Annotated in this window: 9 protein-coding genes; 4 read left to right on the top strand and 5 right to left on the bottom strand. The window is 67.6% G+C overall.

The window, feature by feature from the left end; translation table 11 throughout:
• Positions 1 to 468 precede the first annotated feature (468 nt).
• Positions 469 to 3027, bottom strand: coding sequence for an alpha-glucan family phosphorylase (glgP, locus tag ACVXZ4_RS05595; RefSeq protein ID WP_461797246.1), 2559 nt, complete (start codon positions 3025 to 3027; stop codon positions 469 to 471).
• Positions 3028 to 3177: 150 nt separating this feature from the next.
• Between glgP and ACVXZ4_RS05590 the strand changes: the two genes are divergently transcribed.
• Positions 3178 to 5154 (top strand): alpha-1,4-glucan--maltose-1-phosphate maltosyltransferase, encoded by a 1977-nt coding sequence (locus ACVXZ4_RS05590; protein ID WP_461797924.1) that lies wholly within the window; start codon positions 3178 to 3180, stop codon positions 5152 to 5154.
• A complete protein-coding gene (glgB, locus tag ACVXZ4_RS05585; protein WP_461797245.1) occupies positions 5155 to 7530 on the top strand; it encodes a 1,4-alpha-glucan branching protein GlgB in 2376 nt (791 codons plus the stop codon).
• A 626-nt stretch (positions 7531 to 8156) separates the two neighbouring features.
• Here glgB and ACVXZ4_RS05580 read toward each other — a convergent pair.
• A complete protein-coding gene (locus tag ACVXZ4_RS05580; protein WP_461797244.1) occupies positions 8157 to 9077 on the bottom strand; it encodes a co-chaperone YbbN in 921 nt (306 codons plus the stop codon).
• Positions 9074 to 10840 carry a hypothetical protein gene (locus ACVXZ4_RS05575; protein ID WP_461797243.1) on the bottom strand — a complete coding sequence of 589 codons (1767 nt, stop codon included), beginning with the start codon at positions 10838 to 10840 and terminating at the stop codon, positions 9074 to 9076. The genes ACVXZ4_RS05580 and ACVXZ4_RS05575 overlap by 4 nt, the downstream gene beginning before the upstream one ends.
• Positions 10841 to 11175: 335 nt before the next feature.
• Between ACVXZ4_RS05575 and ACVXZ4_RS05570 the strand changes: the two genes are divergently transcribed.
• Positions 11176 to 13128, top strand: a complete 1953-nt coding sequence (locus ACVXZ4_RS05570; RefSeq protein ID WP_461797242.1) for a DivIVA domain-containing protein — start codon at positions 11176 to 11178, stop codon at positions 13126 to 13128.
• A gap of 41 nt (positions 13129 to 13169) precedes the next feature.
• Complete coding sequence (locus tag ACVXZ4_RS05565; RefSeq protein WP_461797241.1) at positions 13170 to 14222, top strand: AI-2E family transporter; 1053 nt, start codon at positions 13170 to 13172, stop codon at positions 14220 to 14222.
• Between the two features lie 220 nt (positions 14223 to 14442).
• Here ACVXZ4_RS05565 and ACVXZ4_RS05560 read toward each other — a convergent pair whose 3' ends face one another.
• The gene (locus ACVXZ4_RS05560) at positions 14443 to 15168 is read right to left on the bottom strand and encodes an alpha/beta hydrolase (RefSeq protein ID WP_461797240.1); all 726 of its coding nucleotides are present in this window, start codon (positions 15166 to 15168) and stop codon (positions 14443 to 14445) included.
• On the bottom strand, positions 15165 to 15464 hold the full coding sequence (locus tag ACVXZ4_RS05555) for a hypothetical protein (protein WP_461797239.1): 300 nt from the start codon (positions 15462 to 15464) through the stop codon (positions 15165 to 15167). Before ACVXZ4_RS05555 ends, ACVXZ4_RS05560 begins: the two co-directional genes overlap by 4 nt.
• Between the last annotated feature and the right edge of the window lie 35 nt (positions 15465 to 15499).

Here is a 15499-nt window from a genome sequence, read left to right as displayed (position 1 = left end):
CGATCGGCGAAGCGATCTACGTACCATCCGATCCGAACCCGCTGGATCTGGCCGGTCGCGACCATCCGGGCCAGATCTCGAGCGCGAAATCCGGCTGCGACGAAGTCCTTTCGTTGGGCGAAACCGCCGCGAGCCGCGAATACGTCTTCGAGATCCTGCATAGGAGCAGGATGCCTCCCGCCGACGCGGGACGAGTCCCGCTGGGCTCTTCTGTGCACTTGTCGAGCCCGGAGGCCCCCACGAAGGAGAGGACGGTGTTCACGGATCAGGAAGCACGGACGACACGCCGCGAATAGGGGCTGTGAACCGCGGCGGGTCGCTCGCAACTCCTGATCCGCGAACAGGAGGCCTTCGCGGGCGGCCAGGCCGGCGAAAGGCATGCCGCACCGCGACGAGCGCCCCACCGCGACGAGCGCCGCACCGCGACGAGCGCCGCACCATCACTCCAGCGGGGCCGCCCCGCCGACCCTACGACGCGACGGCGATGAGCCCCAGTTCGGCGGGGCTCGCCAGCAGGGCATTGCGCGGCACGACTCGCACGTTGTAGCCGAAGCTGCCCGCTCGGGAGAGCGTGACGGTGCCGGCGAACTGGGCCGGGTCGCCGACGGTGGGAGAAGGTGCGAGCTCGACGCTCTGGGGGTTCTCGAGGCGGTCGTTCTCGCGGGCCCGCCCGAAGACGACCTCCACAGCGACATCCGCCGGGGAGAGACCGGCCAGGTTGACGTGGGCGCGTACGTGCAGCTCGTCGCCGACCTGGGGCACCGCATCCACTCCCCCGGATTCGACGTGCGCGACCGACACATGGGGCCAGGCCGCGGTGACGCGCGACTTCCACGCGGCGAGCGCGCGCGCCGGAGCGTAGCTGTCGGCCGAGATGGTGCGGTGTGCCGCGGCCGATGGCACGTAGAGCCGCTGCACGTACTCGCGCACCATGCGGTCCGCCGAGAGCTCGAACGACAGGGTCGACAGGGTGTGGCGGATCGACTCGACCCATCGTGTCGGCACCCCGTCGGTACCGCGGTCGTAAAACCGCGGGGCGATCTGGTGCTCGATGAGGTCGTACAAGGAGTCGGCCTCGAGCTTGTCGCGCTCGGCGGAATCCCCCGCGGAGTCTGCGCTGGGGATCGCCCAGCCGTTCTCCTCGTCGTAGAACTCGGCCCACCAGCCGTCGAGGATGGAGAGGTTCAGCGAGCCGTTGAGGGCCGCCTTCATACCGGAGGTTCCGCAGGCCTCGAGCGGCCGAAGGGGGTTGTTCAGCCAGACATCCGTTCCGGGGTAGAGCAGCTGCGCCATCGCGATGTCGTAGTTGGGCAGGAAGACCATCCGCTTGCGGATGTCGGGGTCCTGCGAGAACTCGACGAGCTTCTGGATGAGGCGTTTGCCTTCGTCGTCGGCCGGATGCGACTTGCCGGCGATCACGATCTGCACCGGATGCTCCTTGGAGAGCAGGATCGAGCGCAGGCGCTCGGGATCGTGCAGCATCAGGGTGAGGCGCTTGTAGGTGGGCACGCGACGGGCGAAGCCGATGGTGAGCACATTCGGGTCGAGAACCTGCGAGAACCAGGAAGGGTCGCCGAGGCCGGGATTCTGCTCGGCCCAGGCGGCGGATACACGGGCGCGGGCATCCGTGACGAGCTGCTGGCGCATGCCGTTGCGCACGTTCCACAGGTCGGCATCGCTCACCGCTTGAGAGGCCCAGTCCGCCGTAGTGGTGTCGGACGTGCCGAGGCGGTCGGCCGCCAGTGCGACGAGCGATGGGTCGGTCCAGGTGGGGGCGTGCACGCCATTGGTCACCGAGGTGATCGGCACGTCGTCGGCGTCGAATCCGGGCCAGAGCGCCCCGAACATGCCGCGGCTCACCTCGCCGTGCAACTGAGAGACTCCGTTGGCGCGCTGCCCGAGACGAAGTCCCATCACCGCCATGTTGAAGGTGTTGGCGGTGCCGCCCTCGTAGTTCTCGGCGCCAAGCGCGAGCACGTCATCGACCTCGACCCCGGGAAGGAGGTCGGTGGAGAAGTACTGCTGCACGAGCGAGGAGTCGAAGCGGTCGATGCCGGCGGGAACGGGCGTGTGGGTGGTGAAGACCGTGCCGGCGCGCACCACCTGGAGGGCCTCGTCGAACGACAGGCCCTCGCCGATCAGGTCGCTGATTCGCTCGAGCCCGAGGAAGCCGGCGTGGCCCTCATTGGTGTGGAAGAGCTCCGGCGTCTCGGCATCGGTCAGCTCGGTGAGGAGCTTGATGGCACGAACGCCGCCGATTCCGAGCAGTAGCTCCTGAAGCAGGCGATGCTCGCCGCCGCCGCCATAGAGGCGGTCGGTGACCGAACGGAGGGAGTCCTCGTTCTCGGGGATGTCGGTGTCGAGGAGCAGGAGGCGGATACGACCGACAGCGACCTGCCAGATGCGCGCGTAGAGTGCGCGACCACCCGGGAGGGCGAGCGCGACCTGCGCTGCCGTGCCATCCGGGTGGCGGAGCACTGAAAGCGGGAGGCCGTCCGGATCGAGCACCGGGTAGGACTCCTGCTGCCAGCCATCGGGCGAGATGGACTGGGCGAAGTACCCCGAGCGGTAGAAGAGACCGACCCCGATGATCGGCACCCCGAGGTCCGAGGCGCTCTTGAGGTGGTCGCCGGCGAGGATGCCGAGGCCGCCGGAATACTGCGGAAGGGCCGCGGCGATCCCGAACTCCGGAGAGAAGTAGCCGATCGCCTTCGGCGCGTCATCCGTCACCGTCTGCTGGTACCAGCGCGGCTCGGTGAGGTAGGTGTGCAGGTCCTGGGACAGGGATGCCGCCCGAGCGACGAAGCCCTGATCTTCGGCGAGCTCCTTGAGCCTGGCCGGCTCGATCTCGCCGAGGAGGCCGATCGGATCATGACCACTCGACTCCCAGAGCTCCGGAGAGATGTCTTCGAACAGTCGGCGGGTCGGCAGGTGCCAGGACCAGCGGAGATTGGTGGCGAGTTCTTCGAGGGGCGCGAGCACATCGGGGAGAACGGTGCGGACGGTAAATCGACGGATAGCCTTCACCGTTACACCCTAGGGGCAGAAAGTGACGGTTTGAACCCGCGACTGCAACCGTTTCCACAAAAACGCGAAGAGTGGGTCGCCAGTCAAGGGGGAGAGATTCTTTTGCTGAGCCGCTACGGTCGAAGTGTGACGAATGTCTACGAACCAAAGATGGGCCGCATCCCGATTCGGGACCTCGCTCCCCAACAGCCCGAGAACAACTGGCCCGCGAAAGCATTCGTCGGAGAGGTCGTGCCGTTTCAGGCGACCGTATTCAAGGAGGGGCACGACATCCTGGGTGTCGACCTTCTCCTGACTACCCCGGACGGAGTGCAGTCCAAGCACCGGATGCACGAGGTCGGGGTCGGATTCGACCGCTGGGAGGTCGAAGTCCTCCTCGACGTGCAGGGCACCTGGGTCTATAGCGTGCAGGCCTGGAACGACGACTGGGCCACCTGGCTGCACAACGCCGAGATCAAGATCCCGGCCGGAATCGACGTCAAGCTGATGCTGCTGATGGGGTCCGGGCTCCTCGCCCGGGCGGTGAAAGCAGACCCGACGAACAAGATCCTGACGGATGCCGCGAAGGTGATGGGCACCAAGAGCCTCTCGCCCGCCGCACGGTTCGAGGTCGCGCTCGACCCCCGCGTGACCGAGGAGATCGAGAAGAGCCCCCTCGCCAGCCTGACCACGCTGAGCCTCCCCCTCGAGGTACGCGTCGAACGCACCCGCGCCGGAGCCGGCAGCTGGTACGAGTTCTTCCCGCGGTCGGAAGGCGCGAAGAAGGGCAAGGACGGCACCTGGACCAGCGGCACCTTCCGCACCGCCGCCCGTCGGCTGCCCACTGTGGCCGGCATGGGATTCGACGTCATCTACCTTCCCCCCATCCATCCGATCGGGGTGAGCTTCCGCAAGGGACCGAACAACACTCTCAATCCGGGACCGAACGATCCGGGATCTCCCTGGGCCATCGGGTCGAAGGACGGCGGGCATGACGCCATCCACCCGGATCTCGGCACGGTCGAGGACTTCGAGGCGTTCGTCGACACCGCGAAGAAGAACGGGCTCGAGGTTGCTTTGGATCTCGCGCTCCAGTGCTCGCCCGACCACCCCTGGGTCGTGGAGCACCCCGAGTGGTTCACCACCCTTCCCGACGGGTCGATCGCCTACGCCGAGAACCCGCCGAAGAAGTACCAGGACATCTACCCGATCAACTTCGATAACGATCCGATCGGCATCCGCACCGAGGTGCTGCGCATCGTCCGGTACTGGATCGGACTCGGGGTCACCATCTTCCGGGTGGACAATCCCCACACCAAGCCGCTCCAATTCTGGGAGTGGATGCTGCACCAGGTGAACTCGGAATTCCCCGACGTCGTCTTCCTCGCGGAAGCGTTCACCCGCCCGGCGATGATGTACTCCCTCGGCCAGGCCGGATTCCAACAGTCCTACAGCTACTTCACCTGGCGAAACACCAAGGAGGAACTCGAAGAGTTCTTCACCGAGATCTCCCACGAGCACGCGGCCTACTTCCGCCCGAACCTCTTCGTGAACACCCCGGACATCCTCACCGAATTCCTGCAGTTCGGCGGACCGCCGGCCTACAAGATCCGGGCGGCGCTCGCGGCGACGGCCTCGCCGAGCTGGGGTGTCTACGCCGGCTACGAGCTCTTCGAGAATGTGGCGAGAGCCGGCTCCGAGGAGAACGTCGACAACGAGAAATACGAGTACAAGGCGCGCGACTTCGGCGCGGCCGAGGCAGCCGGGCGCTCGCTCGCGCCATACATCACCCAGTTGAACAAGATCCGGGCAGAGCATCCGGCGCTTCGGCAGTTGCGCAATCTCGACATCCACTGGAGCGACGACGGCTCGATCCTCGTCTACAGCAAGTATCTCGATGGTAAATTCACCCGCTCCGGACGCGGGGACGCGATCATCGTCGTGGCCAACCTCGATCCGCACTCCGCGCGCGAGACCACCGTCTACCTCGACCCGACCCGATTCGGTGTCGACCCGGACGAGCCCTTCGAGGTCACCGATCTCATCACCAGGCAGAAATTCACCTGGGGACAACAGAACTTCGTGCGCCTCGACGCGTTCGTCGAGCCCGTCCACATCCTGCGTGTCGAACTCCCGAGAGGCAAGTAAATGGCGAAGGACCCGTCCAAGACCCCCAAGAAGTCGGTGCCCGAAGCTGTCGGTGCCGAGGCCGCCGAGATCGCTGCGGCGGTGAAGGCCGAGGCCGAGGTGCTTGCGAAGACCGTGAAGAAGGTCGTCGCTCCCCGCGCGGCAAAGAAACCCGCCGCGAAGAAACCCGCCGCGAAGACTGCTACGCCCGCGAAGAAAGCCGCCGCCGGGCTCGCCGTCACGCTGCCCGAGCTGCACCCCGACCACGTCGCGGCGCTTGTGGAAGGCCGTCACCCTCAGCCCCACGCGACCCTCGGCCAGCACGCCGTCGGGGATGGCTTTGTGATCCGGGTCATCCGTCCCCTCGCCGAATCGGTGACGGCGATCCGCGCCGATGGCAGCCGCGTGCCGCTCGTGCACCTTGCCGACGGCCTCTGGCAGGGCTACTATCCCGGCGCCGGACAGGCGTACACGGTCGAGACCACCTACTCCAACGGTCCGGACTGGATCGCGGAAGACCCGTATCGCTTCGTCTCCTCCGTGGGTGAGGTCGACCTCTACCTGTGGGGCCAGGGTCGCCATGAGCAGCTCTGGCAGGTCTTCGGATCGCATTTCCGGCCGCACGAAGACGTGGTCGGCACCAGCTTCTCGGTCTGGGCGCCGCACGCGAAGGCCGCGCGGGTGCTCGGAGACTTCAATGGCTGGTACGGCCTCGGGCACGCGATGCGGCGCCTCGACGACAACGGCGTCTGGGAGCTCTTCGTGCCCGGCCTCGCTCCCGGCACCTCCTACAAGTTCGAGCTCCTCACCGCCGATGGCCGCTGGGTTCAGCGCGCCGACCCGATGGCCCGCTACACCGAGATCCCGCCCGCGACCGCGTCGAAGGTGGGCCAGACCCTGTACGAGTGGGGCGACGCCGACTGGATGCGTCGTCGCGCCGAGCGTGACCCGCACAATTCGCCGATGAGCGTCTACGAACTGCACGTCGGCTCCTGGCGTCCGGGCCTCGGATACCGTGCGCTGGCGGATGAACTGATCGCGTACCTGCAGGAGACCGGCTTCACCCATGTCGAGTTCATGCCGCTCGCCGAGCATCCGTTCGGCGGGTCCTGGGGCTACCAGGTGACCGGTTACTACGCTCCGACCAGCCGTTTCGGGCATCCGGATGACCTCCGCTACCTGATCGACCGCCTCCACCAGGCCGACATCGGCGTCATCATGGACTGGGTTCCGGCCCACTTCCCGAAAGACGAATGGGCCCTGGCCAACTTCGACGGCCAGCCGCTCTACGAGCACTCCGACCCTCGGCGCGGCGAGCAACGCGACTGGGGCACGCTCGTTTTCAACTTCGGCGACTCGCAGGTGCGCAACTTCCTCGTCGCGAATGCCAGCTACTGGCTCGAGGACTTCCACATCGACGGCCTCCGGGTCGACGCCGTGGCCTCGATGCTCTACCTCGACTACTCGCGGGAGGCGGATGACTGGCTGCCGAACGTCAACGGTGGTCGGGAGAACCTCGAGGCGATCAGCTTCCTGCAGGAGGTGAACGCCACCGCGTACAAGCGAAACCCCGGAATCATGATGATCGCCGAGGAGTCGACCGCGTGGCCGGGAGTCACCAAGCCGACGGGCGGTTCCGGCCTCGGCTTCGGCCTGAAGTGGAACATGGGCTGGATGCACGACAGCCTGTCGTACATGGCGGAAGACCCGGTGAACCGCTCGTATCATCACAACGAGATCACCTTCAGCATGGTCTACGCCTTCACCGAGAGTTTCCTGCTGCCGATCAGTCACGACGAGGTCGTGCACGGCAAGGGCTCGCTTCTGCACAAGATGCCCGGCGATCAGTGGCAGAAGCTCGCAAATCTGCGCGCGTATCTCGCGTTCATGTGGGCGCATCCCGGCAAGCAGCTGCTGTTCATGGGCTCCGAATTCGGGCAGCCCTCGGAGTGGAGCGAAGAGCGCGGGCTCGACTGGTGGATCCTCGATCAGCCGATCCACCGTGGGCTGCTCACCCTGGTGAGCCAGATGAACCGGGTCTACCGCGACCAGCCGTCTCTGTGGTCGCGCGACAACGATCCGGGCGGTTTCGAGTGGATCGACGCTGGCGACGCCGAGCACAACGCCGTCTCGTTCCTCCGCTGGGACAACCACGGCAATCCGATCGCCGTGCTGATGAACTTCGGCGGCAATCCGGTCGGACCGTATCGCGTGGGGCTTCCGTTCGCGGGCACCTGGGACGAGATCCTGAACACGGATGCCTCGGAGTACGGCGGCTCGGGAGTGGGCAACTTCGGCGCGGTCGAGGCCTCCGACACCCCGTGGGCCGGACGCCCGGCATCCGCGGAGGTCACGCTGCCCCCGCTCGCGGGCCTCTGGCTGAAGCTCCGGCGGTAGCGGCCTCGCCACGCGAGCGCCAGCCCTGTGCCAGTCGAGTAGCGAGCCCCAGCCCTGTGCCGGTCGAGTAGCGAGCGCCAGCCCTGTGCCGGTCGAGTAGCGAGCCCCAGCGAGCGTGTCGAGACCCACTCCCGGTCTCGACACGGGCGCGGAGCGCCCTACTCGACCAGCAGAACCTCCCCGGCCTCGCCACGCGAGCGCCAGCCCTGTGCCGGTCGAGTAGCGAGCGCCAGCGAGCGTGTCGAGACCCACTCCCGGTCTCGACACGGGCGCGGAGCGCCCTACTCGACCAGCAGAACCTCCCCGGCCTCGCCACGCGAGCGCCAGCCCCGTGCCGGTCGAGTAGCGAGCCCCAGCAAGCGTGTCGAGACCCACGCCCGGTCCCGACACGGGCGCGGAGCGCCCTACTCGACCAGCAGGGGTCGGGCGGGGCCGGGCGGCAACTCTGCTGCCATAAGTGCACTCTGCGACGAAACGTGCGACCGCACGGTCAACTTTCGGCCGCAGAGTTGAATCCCGGCCGGACTTTCGGGCGCAGATTCAACTGCGCTACGCACAGTCGCCGGGCGCGTCCGCAAGCGGGCCAAGCGACACCCGAAGACCCCGGGCATGCGACTAAGCCGTGCTCAGTACAGAAGGCCCGTCAGGCGGCGCCGTGCGGCGACCACGCGCGGATCGTCGACCCCCGCGATCTCGAAGAAGTCGAGCAGGCGGGTGCGAACGCGGTCCTTGGCCGGCTGGTCCAGCGTCGGGAAAAGATCGAGGAGCCGAGCGAATGCGTCGTCGAGGTGTCCACCGGAGACGTCGAGGTCGGCGACAGCGAGCTGGGCATCCACCCCCGTCGGGGCAGCGGCCGCGGCATCCCGGATCTCCGCGGCGGACGCCGTGCCGAGCCGGGAAAGCAGCGAGACCTGGGCGAGTCCGGCCACGGCGAGCTGGTCGCGTGGATCCTGCGCGATGGCAGTGCGGTATTCGCGGATGGCCGTCTCGAAGTCGCCCGCGGCGATGGCGTCGTAGGCTTCCTGGTGGTGCGGCGGCAGCGGCTCCTCCACCGGCTCAGCCGGCTCGGCACCCGCATCAGCCGGGGTGACCGTCCCGGTCACGTTCTGCTGTGCTGAGAGGGTGAGCAACTGGTCGAGCACCTGCTTCACGTCCGCCTCGGGGAGCTCGCCCTCGTACAGCGCGATCGGACGACCTCCGACCACCGCGGCGACGGTCGGGGCGGCGACCGCGTGGAAGGCCTCGGTGAGCTGGGGGTTGGCCGCGGCATCCACCGTCGCCAAGACGATTCGCCCGGCATAGCTCGTCACGACGCGGATGAGCGTGGCCGAGGGCTCCCCGACGTAGAGCTCCACGACAACGGGCACGGTCTGCGAGAGATCGAGGATGCCCGTGAACGCCGCATCGGACGACTCGACCACCAGCGACGGCACCGTGGTACCGGCCCCCGGTGCCCCGCCGGCCGGTGCCGCGGGCGGCCGCACCAGCGAGGATAGGTCGACGGCACCGCGCAGATTAGCGCGGCTGGCGGGGGGAATCGAGGTCACGGGAGCTCCTTGGCTGAGGTGAGACCGGTCGCGAATCCGAGCAGGGAGATCTTCTGCTTGCTCGTCGAGGCCGGAACGTAGAACAGGAGCTGGTCACCGTAGACCGCAACTGTTCCCTTGGTCGAGCCGGTGACGCCGGAGAGCGACTTCACCTGGCCCTCGGGGTTGACGGCCGCGCCGGCTTCGACGGGGGTCACCGTGACGGTCTCGTTGAGATACACCGCGACGATGGCACCGGAGTCGTTGCTACCGAGCGAGATGCTGTCGTAAGGCCCGACCGCGTTCGCGAATTCCATCTTCGCGGTGGCTGGCAATGCGGCCTGCAGCGACTTTCGGTATTCGAGCCCGATCAGTCCGATCAGCTTGTCGTCCGAGGTGTCGAAGTATTTGGCGGATTCGCTCGTCGGCCCCTTTTCGAGGATGTCGCCGTAGGCAAGCGCGATCTTCGACGGCTCGAGCTCGAGAAGCTTCACATCGGGGTCGAGGCGCGGGGCTCCGACCTCCTTCGCGGCGAGCTTCGGCAGCACCACCCCGGCTTCGAGAGCCGTCGCGTACTGCACCTTGTAGTCCGACCGGGGCGTCTTCTGCTCGAGCATGAGTCCCACCGGCGGCACCTTCTTGTCGGTGGGGTTCACGACGACCGTGAACACCACTCGCGGCCACTTGCCGGCCTTCTGCTGCTGCGGAAGGATCACCGTCGCGGTACTGGCCGGGATAGCGGCGAGAGCGGCCTGGGTATCGTCCACCTTGCGGATGGCGTAGTTGGCGGAGCGCAGGTCGAGCGCGGGGCCGTCGAAGCGGGTCTTGGCGAGCTCGACATCCTTGTCGGCATCGGCCTTCGCGGCGACCGCAGAGATGCGCGCGATGATCACCTTGAGCTGCGGGACCGTGACGGCCGGAGGCGTGGGATCTGCCGCGGCGGCCGTCGTCGAGGCGGTCGGGGTGGGCGTCGCGGAGGAGGCGCCGGTGACGAAATCTGGCCAGGAGTCGGGCGAGCAGCCACTGAGGGTGAGGCCACCGATCAGCAGCACGGGAACGATGGTGACCATCCGTCGTCGGCTGGAGCGGCGCCCCCCGACCGGCGCGACGGCCTTCGGCTTGCGCGGGCGATAGCTGCGCTGGCGGGGCACCTTCGGCATCTTGGGGGTCTTCCGACGGGGTCCGCGGGATCGACGCAGGTGGGCGAGGCCCCAGAGGTACAGCGCGAGGCCGATGATCAACAGCACGATCCCGCCGACGATCAACGGTCCGGACCACGGGGTGCGGTTGTCGAGCGGCCAGCGGATGGAGAGGTTGCTCGGGGCCGCGCTCTTGCCGTCGGAGACGATGATCACCGAGATGTCGTCCGGCACGTTCACCGTGAAGTCGAGGCTGTCGGTCTCGCTGAATTCGTCAAGCCAGAGGTCGGAGCCCTGCGGGTTCGGCACTTCGGAGGCCTTGCCGGCCATGAGTTTGGAGGTGAGCGTCGATTTGTTCCGATCGAAGCCGACCCGGTTGTAGCTGGTGTCTCCGACCCACGCCAGGACATCCTCGGTTCGACCGTATGCGGCGAAGATCTTCTTCGATCCACTGATCTGGATCTCCTGGCGGCCCGGAAGCGACTTGAGGGTCGAAGAATTGACGATGGTGACGGGAGCCTTGGTCGTGAAGGTCTCCGAAGCGGTGACGCTGTCGGCTTCGGCGAGCACGGTGCGCTGGGCGATACCGTAGGCGATGAGCCCGAAAGCGATCACGAAACTGATGATCGCGGCGATGAAACGCACGTTGGTTACTCCTCTCGTGTTGCCGTGGGCGACCGGCGGTCGGTATCCCCCGCGACACCGCCAGACCCGACGCGGAAGCGACGGAAGATGGCTACGGGTGACGCCGGGAGGCCCGTGGACTGACTGGAAAGTCGTCGTTGGCAACAGGCAAAGACGTTCCAGAATAGCCTAGTGACCCTGTGAAGCACCCCACCATCACCCACAAAATACGGGTGAACAGGGCGTTCTGGCCCCCGAATCGGCCCGCCGGATCCGTGTCCCTCTCAGGCTAAACTCGGAGGGTTCCGGCCACGACTCTGCGCGCGGCCGGGCGAATTGACTCACGAGGAGACAACGTGGCCACTGACGACGAGACCTTCACCACTGCGATGCGCGGGTACAACCGCGACGAGGTGGACAGTGCGATCCAGGACCTCCGGCGCGAGCTGATCAAAGCCAACAGCGACAAGGCCGAGGCCGCCAAGGAACTCAAACGGCTCCACGCGACCGTCGACGATCTGCAGGCGGAGATCGAGGAGACCGGCAGCCCGACCTACAGCGGTCTCGGCACGAAGCTCGAGAACACGCTCCGCGTCGCGGAAGAGCAGTCGACCCGGCTCATCAGCCAGGCGGATATCGACGCCGAGAAGCTGCGCAGTGGCGTACAGGCCGAGGTCACCAAATTGCGCACCGACGCGATGGAGAGCGCGGAGAAGAGCGTCGCGGATGCCCACGCCACCGTCGGCCGCATCCTCGACTCTGCGAACTCCGAAGCATCCGAGCTCCTCGAACGCACGAGGGCCGAAGCCGAGACGATCACCCAGGACGCCCTCCGCGATGCCGCGGCGATCCGGGGCGCGGTCGCCACGGAGGCCGCCGAGGCCCGCGCCACCGCCAAGCGCGAATCCGCCGCCGTGCGGGCCGAGGCCGAGCGCGAAGCGGCAGAACTCAAGGCCGTCGCCACCCGCGAGATGAGCGAGGCACGGGATGCCGCTGCGGCGCTCGCCCGCGAGACCGAACTGGGTCGCGCCGAGTTCACCAGCGAGGCCGAGAAGCAGTGGGGCGACCTGGCTCGGGACACCGAGCAGCAGCGCACCGACCTCGAGCGCGACACCGAAGCGGCCCGCATCGAGCTCGCACAGACCACCGAGACCCAGCGGGCAGAACTCACCCTCGAGATCGAAGAGGCCCGCACGGCATTCGAGCTCGACAGCGCGGAGAAGCGCAATATTCTCGAGAACGAGACAGCGGATGCCCACAACGCCCTCGCGCGCCGCACGGCCGAGACCCGTGCCGCGATCGAGCAGGAGACCACCGCCGCCCGCACCGCCCTGCAGCAGGAGACCGAGGCCGCCCGGGCCGCCCTCGCCCAGGAGACCGAGGCCACTCGGGTCGCGCTCGAACAGGAGACCGAGGCCGCGCGCGCCGCGCTCGAGCTGGAGACCACCACCGCGCGGGACGCACTCGCGCTCGACACTGCCGCCACTCGCGATGCGCTCGAACAGGAGACATCCGCCGCGCGCGCCGCCGTCGAGCAGGAGACGACCGAGGCGCGCGCGAAGGTGCAGCAGGACCGCTCCGCCGCCGCCGCCACCATCACCCAGGACGCGAAGGCGGCGAAGGCCAAGCTCGCCCTCGAATCGAAGCGAGCCCGAGCCGAACTCGAGCAGGAGACCACCGAGGCGCGCGCGAAGCTCGAGGCGGAGCTCGCCGCTGCGCGCGCGGAACTCGAGCACGACGTCGAGGAGCAGCGCACCAACGTCGCCCGCGAGGTGGAGCAGCTTCGTGCCGACGTCACCCGCGAGGTGGAGCAGACCCGCGCGTCCCTCACCCACGACACCGCCGAAGCCCGCACCCGCCTCGCGCTCGATTCCGAACAGGCACGCACCGACCTCGACGTCGAGCTGAAGGCCCGCCGGGACGAAGCCGAGAAGGAGTTCCTGGCCAAGCACCAGGAGGCCGTCGCCCAGACCCAGAAATACCTCGACGAAGCACAGGCGCAGCTCGCCGAAGCGGTGCGGATCACCGGCGAGAAGCGAGCAGAGGCCGACGCGATCGACATCGATGCCAAGGCCGAGGCGCGCGAACTGCGCGATCGCTCCGGCAATGAGGCCGCCGAGATCATCTCGAACGCCGAGGCCCGGGCGAAGGCGATGGTCAAGGACGCCGAGAAGCGCACCGCTGATCTCGTCGCGGATGCCGAAGAGCGCCTCTCGCAGATCCGGATCGAGCGCGAGGCTGTGGCGGGTTACTTCGAGAGCCTCCGGACGGTACTGTCACAGGCAGAGAAGGTTGCGACCGATAAGTAGCCTCTGATCAGGCAGCCTTTCACTTACTTTCGGGAGTCGCAGTGAAGATCCAGAACGCCTTCCGCCTTGGCCTGCTCGGCGGCCTCGGAGTGCTCGTCGCCGTCGGCATCGGGGGCGCCGTTGCCTCGCTGTCGACCATCCTGACCTACATCGGGGCGGCACTCTTCCTCGCGCTGGGCATCGACCCGGCGGTCTCCTGGCTCGAACGCCACAAGTTTCCGCGGTCGCTCGCCATCCTCACCGTCCTGGTGGGCATCCTCGCCGTCTTCGTCGGGCTGATCTTCGCGGTCGTGCCGGTGATCGTGGACCAGGTGAACAACCTCATCTCGAACCTGCCCGACTTCATCGCCACCGTATCGAAGGCGAGTTGGATCAGAGACACGCAGAAGAACCTGCCGGACTGGATCCAGCTGAACGACCTGATCACGCAGTCCGGCAACTGGTTGCGCAACAATGTGTCCACCATCGGCGGAGGGCTGCTCTCGGTCGGCGTCGGAATCGCCAGTGGCGTGACCGGGTTCGTGATCATCCTGATCCTCACCCTCTACTTCGTCGCCTCGCTCTCGAACATGAAGCGCGGGCTGTACCGCCTCGTGCCGGCGTCGAAGCGGGCCCGCTTCTCCGACCTCGCGGAGCAGATCAGCGCGTCGGTCGGGCGTTACGTCGTCGGACAGGGCACCATCGCCCTCGCCAACGGTGTGGCGAGCTTCCTCTTCCTGTCGATCGGCCAGCTCTTCGGCGCCAAGTATCCGGCACTGTTCGCCTTCATCGCCTTCCTGTTCGCGCTCGTTCCGCTGGTGGGAACGCTGTCCGGCAGCATCCTGATCACCCTCAGCACCCTCCTACTCGCCGGTCCGGGACCGGCGCTATGGGTCGGCCTCTATTACGTGATCTACATGCAGATCGAGGCATACGTGATCAATCCGCGCGTGATGAACCGGGCCGTGAAGGTGCCGGGCGCAGTCGTGGTGATCGCCGCGCTCGCCGGCGGCGCGCTGCTCGGCATCCTCGGCGCCCTCATCGCGATCCCGGTAGCAGCCTCGGTGCTGCTCATCATCGACCAGGTGATCGTTCCCCGGCAGAACGAGCTGTAGCGCCTCCTCGCGGCATCCAGGTCTCCGGGCCGAGCACGTCACGGTACCCAGTTCTGCGGGCAGCACATCGGGCGTGGCCCCTCGCGGCGGGGAAACCGCGTCGCGGAGGGAGGCGTGCGACCCTCCGCGACGCCGCAGGAGCGCCGCGAGGGCGCGTATCCCCCGCCACGACGACTTCCCGTTACGCAGCCACCCGGGCACACACGCGCGCTCGGGTCTCTCAGGCCGTCGCCGGCCAAGTCTCCGGCAGGGGAAGCGCCGATGGATTGAGGCGCTGCACCACCTCGGTGAGCACGCGCCGGGTCTGGGACTCCCCCACCCACAGGTGTTTGCCCCCCTCGACCGCCACGAGGTCGATCTGGGGCACGAGCGCGAAACGCGCGATCGCTTCCGCCGGGCGCAGGTAGTCGTCCAGTTCGGGAATGAGGGCGACCAGTCTCTTGCCGCTTCCGGCCCAGGCGCCGATCTCGGCATCCGTCGCCCGGTGGAGAGGCGGCGAGAGCAGGATCGCGCCGTCGATCGGATGCCCGAGGCCGTACTTGAGCACCACCTCGGTACCGAACGACCAGCCGAGCAGCCACGGGTGGGGCAGTCCGCGTACCGCGACGAGGTCCATGGCCGCCGCGAGGTCGTGCTCCTCGTCCACCCCTTCGCCGAAGGATCCGCCCGAGGTCCCGCGGGGCGACGAGACTCCGCGGAAGTTGAAGCGCAACACCGCGAGGTCGGCGAGGGCCGGCAGCCGCCCGGCCATCTTGCGGATGATGTGCGAGTCCATGAAGCCACCGGCGGTGGGCAGCGGATGCAGGGCCACGATCGTCGCGACCGGGTCGCGGTAGAGCGGCAGGCTGAGCTCGCCCACCAGGGTGAGCCCGTCGGTGGTGTGAAGCTCCACATCTTCGCGCCGGGCGGGCAACTCCACCCCGCCACGGATCTCGATGCCTGTCATGCGATCTTCCAGCAGTGGGTGTGCCAGTGCCGACGAGCGGCGAGGTCTTGCGCCTCGCCCATCAGCCCATCCGCCCGCCAGGCGACGAGGTGCGGGGTGCCCGGAGCGATCTCGAGGCCGCATCCCGGGCAGGTGTAGGTCTTGCTCGCGGATGCCGCGGAGATCGATTGCACGTTCCAGAGGCCGTCTCGCCGGGTCTCGCTGCGCAGGCTGCCGAACAGTGCGCGGGAGATGTCGTACTCCTCCTCGTCGCCACCCCCGGAGCGCGGTCCACGGGGTCGGTTCGAACGGGGCATACTTCCACCCTAACCAGTGCCGGGGACCGCGATCG

It is taken from the genome of Lacisediminihabitans sp. FW035 (genome assembly GCF_054880895.1).
This window is presented reverse-complemented; position numbering and strand designations above follow the sequence as displayed.

Bases quoted from the DNA above. Each gene is read 5' to 3' on its own strand.
- ACVXZ4_RS05560 (WP_461797240.1), bottom strand. From the start codon at position 15,168: ATGACAGGCATCGAGATCCGTGGCGGGGTGGAGTTGCCCGCCCGGCGC.
- glgB (WP_461797245.1), top strand. From the start codon at position 5,155: ATGGCGAAGGACCCGTCCAAGACCCCCAAGAAGTCGGTGCCCGAAGCT.
- ACVXZ4_RS05590 (WP_461797924.1), top strand. From the start codon at position 3,178: ATGGGCCGCATCCCGATTCGGGACCTCGCTCCCCAACAGCCCGAGAAC.
- ACVXZ4_RS05555 (WP_461797239.1), bottom strand. From the start codon at position 15,464: ATGCCCCGTTCGAACCGACCCCGTGGACCGCGCTCCGGGGGTGGCGAC.